The organism is Actinomadura rugatobispora (assembly GCF_055379765.1).
On record NZ_AP029191.1, the window covers coordinates 9,213,386 to 9,230,419 of the forward strand.

The following is a 17,034-nucleotide window of genomic DNA, read 5'->3' on the forward strand; positions in this document are numbered from 1 at the left end:
CTGGACGACGAGTGAACCGGCCGTTCAGCGATCGTCAAGTCCGCGGACCGACGATCGTCCTGCGTCCGAGAGACGAACGCGTCGTTCCTGAAAGGCACCTCGATGCCCACTCGCAGATCGGTACTCGCCGGATCCACCGTCGCCGCCACCGGAGCCCTGCTCGCGGCCGCGGCCCCGGCGCAGGCCCGCCCGGCCGGCAAGCCCAAGCCGACCGTGGTCCTCGTCCACGGCGCGTTCGCCGACGCGTCGGGCTGGAACGACGTCGCGGCCCGCCTCATCCACGATGGCCATCCGGTCATCGCGCCCGCGAACCCGCTGCGCGGCGTGTCCTCCGACTCGGCCTACCTCGCCAGCGTCCTGGCGACGCTCAGCGGCCCGATCGTCCTGGCCGCGCACTCCTACGGCGGGATCGTCATCACCAACGCCGCCGCCGGGAACCCCAACGTGAAGGCGCTGGTCTACGTGGCGGCGTTCATGCCCGACGAAGGGGAGACGCTCCTGGGCCTGCAGACCAAGTTCCCCGGGAGCAGGCTCAACGAGGAGGCGCTGGACTTCCGCCCCCACGGCGGCGGCCTGGTCGACGGCTACATCAAGAAGGAGTTCTTCCGCGACGTCTTCGCCGGCGACGTGCCGCGGCGGACCGCGGAGCTGATGCAGGCCGGCCAGCGTCCCGCCGACACCCGGACGCTCGGGGAGCCGTCCGGTGCTCCGGCGTGGAAGACGATCCCGTCCTACTACCTCGTCGCCCGTAAGGACCAGGTGCTCCCCGCCGCCGCACAGCGGTTCATGGCAGAGCGGGCAGGGGCCAAGAGCGTCGAGGTCACCGCCTCGCACGTTGCGATGATCTCCCAGCCCGAGGCCGCCGCCGACCTGATCCGGCGCGCGGCGCGCTGACCCGCGCGCAGTCGGCGACGTCCGAACGGGCCGTCGCCGACATGGTGACCCGGGCCGTCGGCTACTGGAATACCGGCGGCCGGATGACGCTGAAGGAGACGACGTGCATGAACAAGCGTACGGAGGACAGTGCGTCCTGGAGGAGAAACGGCACCGCGCGGACGCGAAACCCAAGGGAAGTCCCAAGGCGGCGCTGGCCGCTCTGGCGCTGGGCACCTTCGCGATCGGCACCGGTGAGTTCGGCAGCAACGGGATCATCCAGCTGTTCGCCTCCGACCTGGACGTGTCACTCCCCGTCGCCACCTACGCCATCACCGCCTACGCCATCGGTGTGGTGGTCGGCTCGCCGGCGATCACCCTGCTCGCCGCCCGGGTCAACCGGCGCACGCTGCTGCTCGGCCTGATCGGCCTCTTTCTCGCCGGCAACGCGCTGTCGGCGCTCGCGCCGAACGTCGCGCTGCTCATCGTCTTCCGGTTCGTCACCGGCGGCGTGCAGGGCGCCTTCTTCGGCGCCGGCGCCGTCGTCGCCGCCTACGTGTACGGCCCCGGCCGGGGCGGCAAGGCGTTCGCCACCGTGATGGGCGGACTCACCATCGCCACCATCGTCGGATCGCCGCTCGGCACCTTCATCGGCCAGCAGGCCGGCTGGCGCGCGATGTACTGGACCGTGGTCGCCGTCGGCCTGGCCGCCGGCGCGGCACTGGTGGCCTGGCTGCCCCGCACCGACGATCTCCGCGGCGGCTCCGTCCGGAACGAGCTGGACGGGCTCCGCCGGCTCAACGTCTGGCTGATGGTCGCCGTCGCGTCGCTCGGGATCTCCAGCATCTTCGCCGTCTACACCTTCATCGGCCCCTTCGTCACCGACGCGGCCAAGCGTGATCCCGCGCTGATCCCGATCGCCCTGGCCGTCTTCGGCCTCGGCATGGCGGCCGGCAACCAGCTCGGCGGGCAGGTGGCCGACCGTTTCGAACACCGTGGCCTGATCTGGGGTTACGGCGGTGCCCTGGCCCTCCTGGTGCTCATCGGAGCCGCCGGGACGCATCTGCTCGTCCTGATGCCATGCCTGTTCGGGGTCGGCGCCACCATGATGTTCGCGATCCCCACCATCCAGGTCCGGCTGACGGCCGCCGCACCGGACGCTCCGACCCTGATGGGGGCGCTCAACCTCGCCGCACTCAACCTGGCCAACTCCCTCGGCGCCATCGGCGGGGCGGTCACCCTCGCCGCCGGCTGGGGAACCCTCTCGACGGTCTGGGCGGGGTTCGTCCTCACCGCCGCCGGCCTGCTCCTCTACACCATGACCGCCGTACGCACGCGGCGGACGTCGCGGCTCGCCGTCGCGGCCTGACCCGAGGAAGGGAGCGCTCATGAACGACGACACGCAGGGCGGGCCCGTCCTGGACGAGGAGCAGTTCCGCTGGCGGGCGGGCCGAGTCCGGCCGGAACCAGTACGCCTCCTACGACTTCTTCCTGCTCTGGACAGTGGTCGTGGATCTGGTCAGGGACGCGACCGCGATCGAGCCGGAGCGCCCGATCTACCAGGGAGGCCCCGGCGACATCCTCGGCGAGCTCAACCTCCTCACCGGCCAGAACGTCTATCTGACCGCGCGGGGGAATCCGCCGGGACGGTCGTCCGGATCAGACCGGCGACGCTGCGCCGTGCCCTCGCCGAGCACGCCGACACCCTGATCGAGGTATTCCGGGAACGGCGCGAGACCATCCGGTCCGCGGGCGGCAGCGCCCTGGAGATCGTCGGCTCACCCGGTACGGGCACTTCGTTGGAACTGCGCGCGTACCTGGAGCAGTTGCTCCTGCCGATCTTCTGGCTCGACGCCACCTCGGTCTCCGGCCTCGCCCTGATGCGGACCGAGGGGCTCGACGAAGACGATCTACCAGCCGCCGTCCTGCACGGCGCGGTGCTGCGCCGCGCGACGCCCGGGACGATCGCGCAGGCCCTCGGTCTCACCTGCCGTTCCGGAGGCCCCAGCCCGCCGCGCTGGCCACCGCCGTCTACGGCGCCTCCGAGGCCCCGCCACCGTGCTGCTAGGCCGCGGCGGGCAGGCCGCCAAGAGCGCCCGGATCGAGAACTACCTCGGCTTCCCGCACGGGATCAGCGGGGAGGCCCTGGCCCGGCCGGCCATGGTGCAGGCGCTCAAGTCCGGCGTGCGGATCCAGCGAGGCCGCGGGCCTCGACCTCGCCGACGGGCGCCGGCCGGCCGTCCTGCTGGACGACGGCACCCGGATCGAGGCCCGCGCGGTGATCGCCGCTACCGGCGCCTCGACGTGCCCCGCTGGGCGGCCTTCGAGAAACGGGGCTGCATCCACCACGCGGCGACCGATCTGGACGTCCGCGGATACGGAGACCATCCGGTCGCGGTCGTCGGCGGCGCCAACTCGGCCGGGCAGGCGGCGCTCTCCCTCGCCCCCGGGATGTCGTCCTACCTGGTCGACCGGATCCGGGCCCCCGGATCCGGCTGCGCACAGGGTCGGGTGGAGGCTCGATTCCCTGAGAGGATCGAGTCATGGCCGTCCGTCCCGTTATCCCCCTGAGCTGCGCAATCGTGCGGTCCGTATGGTTTCCGAGGTTCGGCCGGACTATCCGACCGAGTGGTCGGCGATGAAGGCCGTCGCGGCCAGGCTGGGCGTCAAGCACGGTGCGCAGCTGGGTGCGTAAAGCCGAGGTCGACGCCAGCGCCCGGCCGGGGACCACGACCGGGGAATCAGCGGAGCTCAAGCGGCTCAGCGCGAGAACGCCGAGCTGAAGCGGGCGAACGAGATCCTCAAGGCCGCGGAGGGTTTCTTCGCGGCCGAGCTCGACCGGCCACACAAGTACTGATCGCGTTCAGGAAGGTGTTCGGGGTCGAGCCGATCTGCCGTGTCCTCAGCGCGCACGGCACCAAGATCGCCCCCTCCACCTACTACGCCGCCAAGTCGCGTCCGGCCTCGGCCCGGGCGGTCCGCGACGAGCGGCTCAAGACCGAGATCACACGCATCCACCAGGACAACTACCGGGTCTACGGCGCCCGCAAGGTCTGGCGGCAGCTGCAACGCAAGGCCACCGGGTGGCGCGCTGCACGGTGGAACGCCTGGTGCGCGAACTTGGCCTGCATGGCGCCCGCCGCGGCCGCAAGGTCGGGACCACCGTGCGCGACGACAGGCACCTACGCGCGGCTACGCCCCACCCGACGAATACGAGGCCGACTACTTCAACAACCACACAGAACCGCAGGTCCAGTCACAACCTAGAGTGATGTGCCCCGAGTTCCGTGGTGTCGCGTTACCGGAATCTCATGCCAGTTGCTGGGCTGAGTGGAGTCTTTCGTACTCCACCGGGCTGAGCATCCCGAGCGCGCTGTGGCGGCGTCGGCGGTTGTGGAAGATCTCCAGGTATTCGAAGATCGCATTCGCGAGCTCGATGCGGGTCTTCCAGCGCTGCCGGTTGACGCCGACGGCAATGTGGTCAAGGACCAGGTCTCCGACACCGTCGCCGACGGCGAACCCCGCGTCACCACCTACGACTACGACCTCTACAACCGGGTCGAGAAGGTCACCGACGCCCACGACCACGAGACCGCCTACGACTACGACCGCTTCGGCAACGTGGTCGCGATGGTCGACGCCGCCGACAACCGCTACGAATACGCCTACACCTCGCGCAACTCCCTCGCCGAAGTTCGGCTGCGCGACTTCGACGGAGACCCCGAAGGCGCCCCCGGCACCGGTGACTACCTGGTCGTCAACCGCTACCTCTACGACTACGCCGGCCGCCTGGCCAGTGACATCGACGCCATGGGCCGCAAGGTCGACTACACCTACTACGGCGACGGCCTGCCCAAGAGCACGATCCTGCGCGACTTCCGCAACCCCGACGAAACCAAGCGCGACTACATCCAGGCCACCATCGAGCACGACGGCGCCGTTAACCCCACCAGGCAGACCAGCGCCAACGGTATGACGGTCGTCGAGAACGTGTACGACAGGGTCGGCCGCCTGGAGTCGGCCACACTCGACCCGGGAAGACTGAACCGCCGGCTCGCCTACCGGTACGACGCGGCCGGCAACGTCACCAAGGAGACCCGCTCCGGCAACGCGTCCAACGTGACCTGGGCGACCCCCGCCGTCGGCGACAGCGTCGACTACACCTACGACGGCCCCGGCCGCATGACCACCGCCACCGTCACCGACGGCACCACCAGCAGGGTCACCGGCTACGCCTACGACCAACGCGACCTGCTCACCGCCGTCACCGACCCCCGCGGCAACGCCCCGGGTGCTGACAAGACCGCCTTCACCACCACCTACACCAACGACGAACTCGGCCGTCTCATCAAGACGACCTCCCCACCCGTCGCGGTGGAGAACAACGGCGGCCAGCCCGCCACCGCCCGCCCCGAAACGGTCGCCGGCTACAACGCCTTCGACGAGCAGACCGAGGTCAAGGACCCCAACGGCAATACCAGTCGCACCGAGTACGACCGCCTTGGTCAACCGGTCAAGCAGATCGCCCCCGCCTACAGCCCACCGGGATCCACGACCCAACTCACTCCGACGACGGTCACGCACTACGACCCGCTGGGGCGCGTCAGCAAGGTCGTCGATCCCCGGCAGAACGACGTCCGCTACAGCTATGACCGGCTCGGACGCGTCAACACCGTGGACGAGCCGCACACGTCCAACGACGATCGCGTTCAGTGGAGGTACACCTACACCCGCACCGGCGAGGTCCTGTCCACCATCGACCCCACCGGCGCCCGCACCGAAGCGACCTATGACGACCTCGGGCGTCCTGTGACCAGCACTCGCATCGAGCGACGCCCGACGCCGGCCGCGTACACGAGCCGAGCGGGCTATGACGACGTGGGCAACCTGCTGACCACCACCAGCCCGACCGGTGTCACCACCACCAGCACTTACGACACCCTGGGTCAGCTGACCAAAACCGTTGACGGCGCGGGAGTCACGAGCCAGGTCGGTTACGACCACGCGGGCCGCCAGGTCCGTAGCAGCGATGCCCTCAACCGCACGACAAGGCTGACCTACGACCCGTTCGGTGACCTGGTCCGCACCACCGACCTGAAACCGGACGGCACCGGACTCCGCGAGCGTTCCTCCGCCTACGACCTGTCGGGCAATCCCACCAGGACGACCGATGCGTTCGGCCGCTCGACGACCTTCCAGTACGACTCGCTGAGCCGGTTGGTGAAACAGGTCGAACCCGTTGGCGACACCGAGTCGATCACCACGACGTTCGGTTACGACGCTGCCGGGAACCGAACCAGGTTCACCGACGGCCGCGGCAACTCCACCGTCTACACGGTCAATTCTCTGGGCCTGGCCGAGTCGATCACCGAGCCGGCCACCGCCGCTCATCCGCAGCCGTCCGACCGTACCTGGACCACCTCGTACGACGAGGCCGGCAACCCAGTCAAGATCACAGCCCCGGGCGGAATCATCCGGCGGCGCACTTTCGACCCGGCCCAGCGGCTGCTCACCGAGACTGGCTCCGGCACAGCGTCGCCGACCGCCGAGCGAACCCTCGCCTACGATGCTGCCGGCCGCCTCACCAAGGTCGGTTCAGGGACGGGGACCAATCTCTACAGCTATAGCGACCGGGGCCTGCTCTTGTCGGCCGACGGACCGTCCGGATCGGCGAGTTGGGATTACAACGGCGACGGCCAGATGACCACCCGAACCGACGCGTCCGGCGCGGCGACGTTCGGCTATGCCGGCGGCCGCCTCAGGACCGTCCAGGACGGCATCACCGGAACGACCCAGACGATCGGATACAACCCCGCCGGACAGCCCAACAAGATCGATTATGGTGCGGGCCGACTCCGTACCGCCGGTTACGACGACCTCGGCCGCCCCGTCACCGACACCCTCGAGAACGGCCAGGGGAGCGTCGCCGCCTCGATCACCTACAACTACGACGACAACGATCGCCTCACCGGCAAGACCACTGCCGGACTGGCCGGAGCAGGAGAGAACACTTATGGCTACGACCATGCCGGCCGCCTGACCTCCTGGTCCTACAACGGCACCGAGACCCTTTGCCAATGGGACGCCGCCGGAAACCGCACCAAAGCCGGCGCTGCCAGCGCCACCTATGACGAGCGCAACCGCCGCCTCACCGACGGAAACGCCACCTTCGCCTACACCCCACGCGGAACCCTGGCCACCGGCACCGGCACCGACTACACATTCGACGCCTTCGACCGGCTTCTTGCGGCGGGGAACACCACCTACACCTACGACGCCCTCGACCGGGTCGCCACGCGCAACGACATCGCCCTCTCCTACGCGGGCCTGGAGAAGGACCCCGTACGGGACGGCGTCAACGGTTATGCCCGCGGGCCTTCCGGCGGACTGCTGGCCACCGGCGGCGTCGCCGGCCCGCGCATCACGCTCTCCGACCGGCGTGGCGACGTGATCGGCGGCTTCGCCCCCGACAACACACTCGGCTCGGTGACCGAATCCACCGCCTACGAACCATTCGGGCAGCCCATGGCGAGATCGGGCGGGGCACTGGGGATCGGCTACCAGGGCGACTGGACCGACCCCGGCACCGGCCAGGTCAACATGCACGCCCGCTGGTACGAACCCAAGAGCGGAGCCTTCACCAGCCGCGACGACTGGACACTCGATCCCGCAGGCGGCTCGATCGGCGCCAACCGCTACACCTACGCCAACGGCGACCCGCTGAACATCACCGACCCCACTGGCCACTGGGGCATCCCGCTGGGGGGACTGGTACGCCGCGTCGGCAGGGCCATCAAGAGGATCGTCCAGCATTTCCGGCCGGGCCCGGACAGATGGATCGTCAAGCCCGAACCGCCGAACTATCCGCCCGACGGGTGCGGAGGAAACTGCAACGACCGTCGTGGCAGTGGAGGGGGCAACTCGGGTGGCGGAGGCGGAGGCGGCGGTGTCGGCCACGGACCGTCCCGGAGTGGCTCGTCTGCGGCGGCGGTAGCGGCGGCGCGCCACCGCGCCCAGCAAGCACGTACCGACGCTGCCAAGGGTCGGGAACGCCGGAAGGCGCAGCGCGTCTCGGTTCCCATCCCGCAGAAGGTCCGCGGGCCTGGCTACGCCGACCAGCGCCAGCGGATCAGTACGGGGCCGGGCCGTGCACCCGGCAGGACGGGCGCCTCCCACCATGTCGTCCGCGACACCGAGGGCTCGCTCACCGACCTGCGGAAGCAGGCCGTGGCCGCGGTCGGCGACCCCGTGGGCACGCAAGGCCCCGCCGCACAGGGGCCGCCCGCCGCCGGGGGATCGGGGGCATCCGGCTCAGGGGGCGAAGGTGGCGGTGGAGGCACCCACGGCTTCTTCGGCTGGGGCTCCACCGACGGCCAAGGCAAGCACTCCTGGGAGAAGACGCTCAAACAGGTGACCGAGTTCACCACCGGTTTGTCGCTGGCCTTGATGGGAGCCACCACGCCGCTGGGCCCCATCCTGATGATTCCGGGGGTCAAGGACGCCCTCATGAAGCCCGTGGGCCTGGACGCCGACTCCGGAGCCTTCAAGGCAGGCGAATACGCCTTCGACGCCGTCAGCCTCGTCGCAGGCGGCGGTACCGGCGCGGTGAAGGTCGGCGGGAAGCTCGCCGGCAAGGCCGGCGACTTCCTGGCAGGAGGCCTGCGTCCATGCACCACCAAGAACAGCTTCGTCACCGGCACCCCCGTACTCATGGCCGACGGCAACTACAAATCCATCGAAGACGTCGACGTCGGTGACGAGGTCCTGGCCGCCGACCCCGAGACCGGCAAGGAACAAGGCCGGCGCGTCACCGCCCTCATCCCGGGCGAAGGCACGAAGAACCTCGTCAAGATCACCATCGACACCGACGGCACCCGTGGCGACAAGACCGGCACCATCACCGCCACCGACGAGCACCCCTTCTGGGTCGAAGGCAACCGCGGCTGGACCAAGGCAATAGACCTCAAGCCCGGCATGTGGCTTCGCACCAGCGCCGGCACCCACGTCCAGATCACCGCCACCAAGACCTGGAAGCAATCGCGTCGTGTCCACAACCTCACCGTCGAGATCGATCACACCTACCATGTCCAGGGCGGTGAGAGAAGTGTTCTAGTACACAATTGTGCAGACGATATAGTTGAATTCGTGCACGGTACGCGTGCACGGTTCGCGGACGACATCGAAGTCAATGGGGTCACGGAAGCGGCGCTCAGGAAGAATGATAAAGGGTCGCGCAGGTCTGGAAGTTTTCATACGTTCAAGTTGGATCCGGCGGAGCCAGTAGCAAACATCCAGCAGGCACACTTCTGGGGTCAGCGGGTGAACGTGGGGCAAGGCGAGGTTTGTGTTATCGTTTGTAGACTGCCGCGCTCTGTCGTCGATGAGTTGGAGGAGGGGCGCCTGCTGTTGCCGGGAGGCATAGAAGGCGAATGGGTGTTCAAGCCCGGGGCGTTCGACGTTATCAATCGATACCGAGATGACTGGGAATATATTAGATGGGATAAGTAGTTGAGCAATGGGAGATCGGGGCGGAAGTATTCGCCGGACGATATACCTGTGAGCTTGCTGCCTACGGCGGAGAGTAGAGGTGGGTACTGGTCGTTCTCGTGGAATATCTCGGCCCCTCGGGCGGTCGATCTTCTAGGTTTCAGGCTACCTGTGCCTGCTGTGGAGTTCTTTGAGCCGGTTTTCGTTTCGCTGATCGGAACGGATGGCGGGCTCAGGCTTGAAGTGCTGGAGCCGGGCGACGTCATCTCTCCAGCAGGACTGATCTACGCGTCGCTCGTCGTTAATTCCCTCCGGCGCTTTTATGGTGGCGGCATTGCTGTTGATGGAGACGTCAATAATGCACTGTTCTTCGTCTCTTCGCGTACGGGCGATTGAGTCTCCTCGTCCTGCGGAGTTTGCGCAGAATGCGCCAGTAATCTCGCGGTCGTCCGGGTGTTCGGTTGACCGATCGGGTGAAGGACGCTGAGATTCCGGTATTGCGGCATCAAGTCACGGCGCTGGAGCGCCAACTGGACACGGCGGGGGTGCGGTTCACCGGTCCGGACCGGGCACTGCTCGCGGCGCTGCTGTACCGGTCGTTTCCCGCTTCACTGCGGCGGATGCGCCTCCTGGAACGGCCGGAGACGGTGCTGCAGCTCAGCGGCATCTCGCTGAACCTGGACGAGAGAGACTTGGCCCAGGGGAGCATCGACAGCTTCGATCTGCTTGAGGTCGCGCTCCTGGAACGGCGGTTGGAGGGGTTACGGGTGCCAAAGGTCTCGACGTCACTGCACAGGCGCCTCCTGGTGCTCCAGATGTAGATCGCGATCTTGCTGGTTAAGGGCGTTTGGAAGCAGGACGGCCACCGCGTGATCATCGTTGTTTGTGAGGACAAACGAAAACCGGGCGGTGGCCGCTGGCCACAGCGTAGACCCTGGCCGCTGGCAGAGCATGTTCGATGACCTGATGGGCCATCTGGCCTGCAGATTCACCCGGGTGGAGCCACGACGCACGGCCCGGGCGATGCTGCTGGGGCTGCTGGCCGAGCTGCCGCGCAAGAACTGCTGGACGCTGGCTGAGCACGCCGGTCACGCCACCCCGGACGCGATGCAGCATCTGCTGTCGCGGGCGAGTTGGGATGCCGACGCCGTACGCGATGATCTGCGCCGGTACGTGACCGCCCGCCTCGCCGGCGCCGGGGCGGTGCTGGTGGTGGACGAGACCGGCGACCTGAAGAAGGGCACCCGCACGGCCGGGGTGCAACGCCAGTACACCGGCACCGCCGGCCGCATCGAGAACAGCCAGGTCGCGGTGTTCCTGGCCTACGCGGCCGACGCCGGGCACGCCTTCATCGACCGGGAGCTGTATCTGCCCCACGTCTGGGCCGGCGACGACCAGCGACGCCATGACGCCCGAGTGCCCGCCGACCGAGCCTTCGCCACCAAGGGCGAGCTGGCCCGCCGCATGATCGCCCGCGCGCTGGACGCCGGAACGCAGGCCGAGTGGGTGGCCGCCGACGAGGTCTACGGCCAGTACCCTGCCCTGCGCCATGAGCTGGAGGAACGCGGCGTGGGATATGTGCTGGCGGTGGCGGCCTCCCACCGGGTCGCCCTGCCCATCGGCGCCCGCCGTGCCGACCAGGTGGCCGCCGCCCTTCCCCAGCGGGCCTGGCAGCGACTGTCGGCCGGGGCAGGCGCCAAGGGCCATCGTCTTTATGACTGGGCGCTGGTCGACACCGACCGGCGGACCGACCGGCCGGGATGCCGGTGGCTGCTGATCCGGCGCAACCGCCGCACACGGGAACTGGCGTTCTACCGCTGCTACGCGCCCGGCCCGGTGCCGGTCGCGGCGCTGGTGAAGGTTACCGGACGGCGCTGGACCATCGAGGAGGCATTCCAGGCCGGCAAGGGCCTGTGCGGTCTGGACCAGCACCAGGTCCGCACCTGGAGATCCTGGTACCGGTGGACCACCCTCGCCATGCTCGCGCACGCCTTCCTGGCCGCCGTGACCACAGCCGAACGCGCCCGCCTCGGCGACCAACCCGACCTGGCTCCGATCACTTTGGCCGAGGGTCCAGCGGCTACTGACCCGCATGACCTCACGCACGGCCCCTGATCCCGCGCACTGCCTGCACTGGTCGCACTGGCGGCGACGCCACCAAGCCCGCGCCCGCACCTGCCACTACCAGCGACAATCCACCCGGAAACGATAAAGATCACCTTCTACGGCTGGAGTACTAGGCGGCAGGTCAGGACCTCTTGACGCCGTCAAGCGGTCCCGAGTGGCTCCCCAATTGGCTCCCGAATACGGTTCGGGAGCGAAAAAGGCCTCGGAATCAAGCTCTGAAGCCCTTCTGGCCTGTGAAAAGGCTGGTTGGGACGGCGGGATTTGACCCCGCGCGCCCTTGACTCGCCGACCTGGACGCGATCACCGATCCCTCCGCATCATCGTCATCCGGGGTCCGATGGGCTAAATAACGAGGCTATTTTCAACGTGATGCGGTCTCGCGGAGGTGAAGGTGTGGACTGCCTTGGCGATGCGGCCGGTGCGGAGGGGGCAGCACCGGAGTTTGCGCAGGATCCTCCAGGCTTTGAGCTGGGCGTTTGCTCGCTCTCCCGGTCCGCGGAGTCGTGCGTGGGCGCGGTTGGCCTCCTTCTGGGACTCTGGCTTGCCGCGCCCTTTGTAGGGCGTCAGGACGTGTTCACCGGCTCCCTGGTAGGCCTTGTCGGCCAGGGTGAGCAGCCCGGCGGAGGCCAGCGCCCGGATGATGCCCCAGATCCGCGCGGCCCTCAGATCGTGGACGGCGCCGCGCAGTTCCCCCGACACCCACAGCCATGTTCCGTCCGGTCCTGCGATGACCTGGAGGTTCATCCCGTGTCGGCGGTGCTTGCCCGAGTAGAAGGGGCGGTCGGCGGCGACCCGGTCGATCGCGATCAGGACGCCGTCCAGCACCAGGTAGGGCAGCGCGTCGCGGCGCGCTTTGCGCAGCGCGGCGGGCAACGTGGGGGCCCGGGCCGCGAGCAGGTCGATGGCTTCGTTGACGTAGCGCCAGGCGGTGGCGACCGATACGCCGAACCCGGCGGCCAATTCGGCGTAGGTGTCGCCTTTGTGCAGGTGGACCAGGGTCATCAGGGCTTGGGCGTCGGGCGGCAGCGCCCGGCCCTTGCTGCCGATCGCCTTGCGGTGGCGGCGGACCACGCCGGTGGCGTAGGTCAGGGTTCGGCGCGACAACGGCAGCGAAGCACGGTAGAAAAGCATGGAAGCCTCTGGTGTGGACGGCCGGTTGTGAGAGATCAACCGTCCTACCAGGGGCTTCTTCTCTTCTTGGGGCCACAAGCCGCCCGCGATCATGCTGTGATCAGCCCACCTCAAACCGCTGCTGAAAAAGGCTCATTCCCCCGCGCGAGTACGAGGAAGCGTTCCACCGGTCACGCGGCTCTGCTGCCGCTGCCGGCTGAGAGCCAACCGATCCGGCCTCCAACATCGCCAGGGCGGTCCAGGACTTGTCGATCTGCTTGAACGCATCGTTGTCGAGGGTGAACAGGTACTTCGCCTGCCACGCCCAGCTCGCGCCGCCTGGCAGTTCGCCTCGCCCTTCCCGCCCCCCGTCGGGGTTGCCGAACGTTGTGAAGGTCGCGTGATGGGGCACCAGGCGGTCTGCGGTAGTGGCGACGGCGCCCTCCCCGCCCGTGGGAACGGTTGAGGATTCGTCACGGCGAGTGACTCTGGGGTCGCATCGCGAATCCCGCACTCGAACTGTGGGGACGATACGAAATTTCCCCGATGTCCGCCGACTGCCGCAGATGACATCGTTCTAGGGCTCCCAGGCTTGTGCAACCGCTGGTGTTCGCCAGCTTTCGTCTTGCCAGGAGGTCGGCCAATGACACCGTCGGACGCGCTCGAGGAGAACCGTCGTTGCCACCGCGGTCCGCACGGTGATGAAGCCGGTGGTGGTGCGCGCCTCAGGCCGGGTTCCGGTGGAGGCCGAGGAGTGCTGCAGGGCGCTTTCGCGGTGTTGCAGCAGGTGGCGACGCGCGGTGAGGCGGGCCTGAGCGAACTGGCGGCCGCCACCGGAGTGCCCAAGGCGACGGTGCACCGGCTGCTGGATCAACTGGTGGGACTGGGGATCGTGCACCGGGGCCCCGGCGGCCGGTATCGGGTGGGGGTGCGGGCGTTCTGCCTGGGGCAGGCGTGGGATCCGGCGCCCGTGCTGCGTTCGGCCGCCGCCGCTCCGGTGCGGCGGCTGGCGGCCGCGACCGGTGACAGCGTCTGCCTGGCGGTGATGGAGTCCGCCGACGCGGTGACCGTGGCCGGGATGTTCGGGCGGGCCGATGAGGTGATCTCGCTGCGTCCTGGAGAGGTGCTGCCGCCCGCGACCGCCACCGAGGCGGTCATCAGCGCCGCCCGGCCCGCATTGACCGTTCCGCGCGGCTCTTCTCGGGCCGAGTGGGGCCGGCGCGTCCGGTACGCCCGCGATCACGGGTACGCCTTCGACCTGGAGACGACCGCGGTGCCGGTGGCGTGCGTCGCCGCGCCGGTGCGCGCGCCGGGCGGGACGGTGGTGGCGGCGGTCGGAGTGGTGGTCCTGGAGCCGCGGAGGCTGCGGGAGCTGGCCGCTCCCGTCCGGGACACCGCCGACAAGATCAGCGCCAACCTGGGCCGCGTTCCCGGCGCCGGGCGCGTGCTGGCGCCGCTGGCAGGCATGGAGAACTGCTGACCGTCCTTGCGCTCACCCCTCGTCCCGCAGGCAGGCGACGCGCCGGCCGCGAGCCCGCCGCATGCGGGCCGCACCCTTGTCGGTTCCGGATGAGGGGCGGGTGACGAGGCGCACCTACCGGAGGTACAGGCGGGCACGCACAGCCCGGACGCGGTGAGGTCAATGGTGCGACGCGACGGCATGAGCCGGGGCGGGGCGGCCGGGGCCTCGCCGGTGCCCAAGGTGTGCTTCCCGCGGGGTGCGATCCTCCGGCCGTCGTCCACTGGCGTCGCCGCGCCGAACGCCCAGCATGCGGAGGACCTCAGAGCTGAACCCCGAAACGGGTCGTCGCGTTCTGGGCGTCATCCGGATGCAGCTGGACGCGGCACGAAGACACCGCGCCCTTTGCCGCGCCCGCTGGCCGGCAAGGGCGGGCTCGAGGGCTCGCTCCCGCCGGTGCGGCGCCGGCCTGGGCGCGGCGGAACGGAGCGCGAGCCAGGTGTCGCGCTCCAAGGCAGACGTGGTCGAGTTGTACGTCGTTGATCTCCAAGACGCCGGACGGGCCGCAGTTCCGGCGCACTCGATCTAGCGGCTCGGCTCGTCGGGGCGGCGGATCAGGTGGGCGCGTTCGAGGAGGGGCAGGAGCGACCGCGCCTCGGGTGTGGAGAGGCCGGGCAGGTCCGGCGGGGTGAACGCGGCGCCGATGGGCAGGCCGCCGATCCAGCGGCAGGCCGGGAGGAAGTCGGTGCCGACGTTGAGGGTGGTGGCCTCGGTGTCGCCGAATCCGTAGGCGGTGACCGTCACGCGTGCCGTCGATTCGTCGATGCCGTCCACGCCGAGAGTTGCCTGACCGCACCGGACGAAGGACGTTTCGTCCTCGAATGGGGTCGTAGGGGCGGGGCCGCGGACGACGTCGCGCGGGTCGAGCCGGGACACCAGGTCGCGCAGGGCGGCGTAGTCGTCGGCGAGCAGGTCGATCGAGTCCGGCGCGTCGAAGCGGCGGGCCGAGCGGCGCCACCGCTCGTCCTGCATCAGCTCATTGCGCAGGATGGCGAGCATCGCCTGGAGGCGCGCGGGCGTGTGGATGATGAAGTGCACCGACAGGGAGTCCTGGTCGGAGACCGTCTCGTGCCAGTAGCCGCGCGGAACGTGCAGGACGGCTCCGGGTTCGAGGTCGTAGGTGACCGCGTCGGCGGGCATCTCGGCGGGCGGTACGTCATGGGTGTACGCGCGCAGGCCCGGATGGACGGGTTTGCCGGGCGCCCACCCGTCGAGCGGGCTCAACGCGAACCGGTTGGGCGCCAGGCGCCAGGTCTTCCGGCCGGAGAGCTGGACCGTGATGACGCTCGACGGGTCGAAGTGCATGGTGGTGACGGCACCGGGCCGGTTGCAGTACAGCTGGCAGTGCACGCCGGTGCGCGGGATGTCGAACGCCGCCGCCATCGCACGTTCGTGTGCGGCGAACCTGGCGATGTTCCTGACGTAGATCGTCGTGCCGCCCGCATGGAACAGGGGCGCGGTCCGGCCGGCGATGGGCGCGCTCGCCGTTCCGCCGTCGAGCGTGGGGAACCAGGCGTACATCTCCGCGTCGCGGAGCGCGAGGACGTCCCCGGCCGAGTGGAGGCCGAACGCGTCGGCGAGCCGGGCCGCGAGCTCTGGGCGCGGGCCCGTGCACAACGGCCGGTGGCCGAGAACGGTGTCGGTGAACTCGGCGAGCCCGTGCGGCGCGAACCAGTCCTCAAGCCCGAGGTCCGACGAGGGTGCGTCCGCGGCCGGGCGTGGGGTGGTCCGAGACGGCGGCTCCTGGGGGGCCGGTGCCCGACCCGGCGATACGACGTCCTTGCCATTGAGGCGTCCGGCTTCGGACGTCTCGACGGAGAGGACTTCCACGATCCTCCTTGTCATGGGTGCTCCTTACGGGTTCATCCGGCGAAGGCCGGGCGGCGGTCGATGCGGGCCTGTACCTCGGCGGAGCCGAAGTGGTAGTCGATCCGCCGGGCCGCGGCGGCCCACTGCGCCATGGTCCGCACGGGTTCGAGGGTCTCGGTCACGAACGGGTCGGTCCATCGGGCGACCGAGCGTTCCCAGAGCACGTACGCCGGCTCGTCCAGCAGGTTGCCCACCGTGCCCTCGTAGGTCGGCATGCCCCGCACCTCCCCGTCGGGTTCGACCACCAGGGTCAGCGGGGCGATCCCGTCGCGGACGTGGTCGGGGTGCAGCATCTCGAGGTGGTTGTCGGTCGTGGACACCTCCACCGAGGAGGGGGCCTTGGACTGCAGCCACCCGGCGTACTCGGGGTCGGCGAGCCGCGCGACCTGCTCATCGGTGAGCAGCTCGTGCTCGGCGAATCCCTCGCGGGTGGCCAGTCCCGTCGGCACGCACGCGCCGAACGTGATCAGGCTCAGCCGGGGGAAGCGCGGCGCGATGGTCGCGCAGATCTCCGGGAGGTGGTCGAAGTTGCTGCGCACGACGACCGTCTCCAGCCCGAACTTGACCGGTTTGGCGCCGCGCGCCGCGCGTTCCGCCGCGGCACGGTCCAGGAGGCCGAGTGCGTTGAGGGCGCGGTCGAACGAGCCGGCACGGCCACGGATGCGGTCGTGGGTCCGCGCCGTGGCCCCGTCCAGGCTGACGGCGATGCCGCGCAGCGGGTCGATCCGCTCGTCCAGCATGTCCTGCCTGAGGGTCCAGCCGCCGGTGTAGACGACCACCGCGATGCCGGCCTGCGAGATCCGTTCGGCGATCTCGAAGATGCCGCGCACGATCAGCGGCTCGCCGCCGGCGAGCGAGACCATCTTCGGCCGCAGCGAGATGATCGCGTCGCTCACCCGCAGCATGTCCTGGTGTCCGAGCTGCCGGGACGGGCGGCGGCCGGACTCGGAGTAGCAGTGCGTGCAGCGCAGCGGACACGCGTAGGTGACGTCCCAGACGACGTCGTCGGGGCCGTTCGAGGTGTCCATCGGAAGATCCTTTCGGAAGTG

General features: G+C 69.3%; 13 protein-coding genes and 1 pseudogene. 9 read left to right on the plus strand and 5 right to left on the minus strand.

From position 1 onward, the window contains the following. The first annotated feature begins 102 nt into the window (after nucleotides 1–102). The 4 genes from ACZ466_RS41515 (at nucleotide 103) to ACZ466_RS41530 (ending at nucleotide 4,140) form a co-directional block, all read left to right on the plus strand. On the plus strand, nucleotides 103–894 hold the full coding sequence (locus ACZ466_RS41515) for an alpha/beta fold hydrolase (protein WP_378284104.1): 792 nt from the start codon (nucleotides 103–105) through the stop codon (nucleotides 892–894). A 103-nt stretch (nucleotides 895–997) separates the two neighbouring features. Beyond that, entirely contained in the window at nucleotides 998–2,242 is a 1,245-nt protein-coding gene (locus ACZ466_RS41520) for an MFS transporter (RefSeq protein ID WP_378284103.1), read from the plus strand. 140 nt (nucleotides 2,243–2,382) lie between these two features. Further along, nucleotides 2,383–2,583 (plus strand): hypothetical protein, encoded by a 201-nt coding sequence (locus ACZ466_RS41525; RefSeq protein WP_378284102.1) that lies wholly within the window; start codon nucleotides 2,383–2,385, stop codon nucleotides 2,581–2,583. Nucleotides 2,584–3,744: 1,161 nt separating this feature from the next. Then, a complete protein-coding gene (locus tag ACZ466_RS41530) occupies nucleotides 3,745–4,140 on the plus strand; it encodes an IS3 family transposase (protein ID WP_464041885.1) in 396 nt (131 codons plus the stop codon). A gap of 42 nt (nucleotides 4,141–4,182) precedes the next feature. Here the strand turns inward: ACZ466_RS41530 and ACZ466_RS41535 are convergent, their stop codons facing one another. Next, nucleotides 4,183–4,293: a hypothetical protein gene (locus ACZ466_RS41535; protein WP_464044043.1), complete on the minus strand. Its 111-nt coding sequence runs from the start codon at nucleotides 4,291–4,293 to the stop codon at nucleotides 4,183–4,185. Here ACZ466_RS41535 and ACZ466_RS41540 point away from each other — a divergent pair. From ACZ466_RS41540 to ACZ466_RS41555, 4 genes and pseudogenes are all read left to right on the plus strand, one after another. Then, complete coding sequence (locus tag ACZ466_RS41540) at nucleotides 4,249–9,381, plus strand: RHS repeat-associated core domain-containing protein (RefSeq protein ID WP_378284099.1); 5,133 nt, start codon at nucleotides 4,249–4,251, stop codon at nucleotides 9,379–9,381. The genes ACZ466_RS41535 and ACZ466_RS41540 overlap by 45 nt on opposite strands. A 48-nt stretch (nucleotides 9,382–9,429) precedes the next feature. Beyond that, entirely contained in the window at nucleotides 9,430–9,756 is a 327-nt protein-coding gene (locus ACZ466_RS41545; RefSeq protein WP_378284097.1) for a hypothetical protein, read from the plus strand. 65 nt (nucleotides 9,757–9,821) lie between these two features. Then, a complete protein-coding gene (locus ACZ466_RS41550) occupies nucleotides 9,822–10,181 on the plus strand; it encodes a hypothetical protein (RefSeq protein WP_378284096.1) in 360 nt (119 codons plus the stop codon). A 145-nt stretch (nucleotides 10,182–10,326) separates the two neighbouring features. After that, a pseudogene (locus tag ACZ466_RS41555) lies at nucleotides 10,327–11,572 on the plus strand (IS701 family transposase). 257 nt (nucleotides 11,573–11,829) lie between these two features. Here ACZ466_RS41555 and ACZ466_RS41560 read toward each other — a convergent pair. Both ACZ466_RS41560 and ACZ466_RS41565 read right to left on the minus strand, forming a co-directional pair. Continuing rightward, nucleotides 11,830–12,618, minus strand: a complete 789-nt coding sequence (locus ACZ466_RS41560; protein WP_464044044.1) for a transposase family protein — start codon at nucleotides 12,616–12,618, stop codon at nucleotides 11,830–11,832. A gap of 100 nt (nucleotides 12,619–12,718) precedes the next feature. Then, nucleotides 12,719–13,009 (minus strand): hypothetical protein, encoded by a 291-nt coding sequence (locus ACZ466_RS41565; protein ID WP_378286682.1) that lies wholly within the window; start codon nucleotides 13,007–13,009, stop codon nucleotides 12,719–12,721. 342 nt (nucleotides 13,010–13,351) lie between these two features. On the opposite strand from ACZ466_RS41565, the gene ACZ466_RS41570 reads away from it, so the two are divergent. Beyond that, complete coding sequence (locus ACZ466_RS41570) at nucleotides 13,352–14,077, plus strand: IclR family transcriptional regulator (RefSeq protein WP_378286684.1); 726 nt, start codon at nucleotides 13,352–13,354, stop codon at nucleotides 14,075–14,077. A 564-nt stretch (nucleotides 14,078–14,641) separates the two neighbouring features. Here ACZ466_RS41570 and ACZ466_RS41575 read toward each other — a convergent pair. Next, nucleotides 14,642–15,961: a JmjC domain-containing protein gene (locus tag ACZ466_RS41575; protein ID WP_378286686.1), complete on the minus strand. Its 1,320-nt coding sequence runs from the start codon at nucleotides 15,959–15,961 to the stop codon at nucleotides 14,642–14,644. A gap of 17 nt (nucleotides 15,962–15,978) precedes the next feature. After that, nucleotides 15,979–17,013, minus strand: coding sequence for a radical SAM protein (locus ACZ466_RS41580; RefSeq protein ID WP_378286689.1), 1,035 nt, complete (start codon nucleotides 17,011–17,013; stop codon nucleotides 15,979–15,981). Nucleotides 17,014–17,034 lie beyond the last annotated feature (21 nt).

Excerpts from the sequence above, each read along its gene's own strand:
- ACZ466_RS41580 (WP_378286689.1), bottom strand. The coding sequence starts at position 17,013 with ATGGACACCTCGAACGGCCCCGACGACGTCGTCTGGGACGTCACCTAC.
- ACZ466_RS41575 (WP_378286686.1), bottom strand. The coding sequence starts at position 15,961 with ATGACAAGGAGGATCGTGGAAGTCCTCTCCGTCGAGACGTCCGAAGCC.
- ACZ466_RS41560 (WP_464044044.1), bottom strand. The coding sequence starts at position 12,618 with ATGCTTTTCTACCGTGCTTCGCTGCCGTTGTCGCGCCGAACCCTGACC.
- ACZ466_RS41515 (WP_378284104.1), top strand. The coding sequence starts at position 103 with ATGCCCACTCGCAGATCGGTACTCGCCGGATCCACCGTCGCCGCCACC.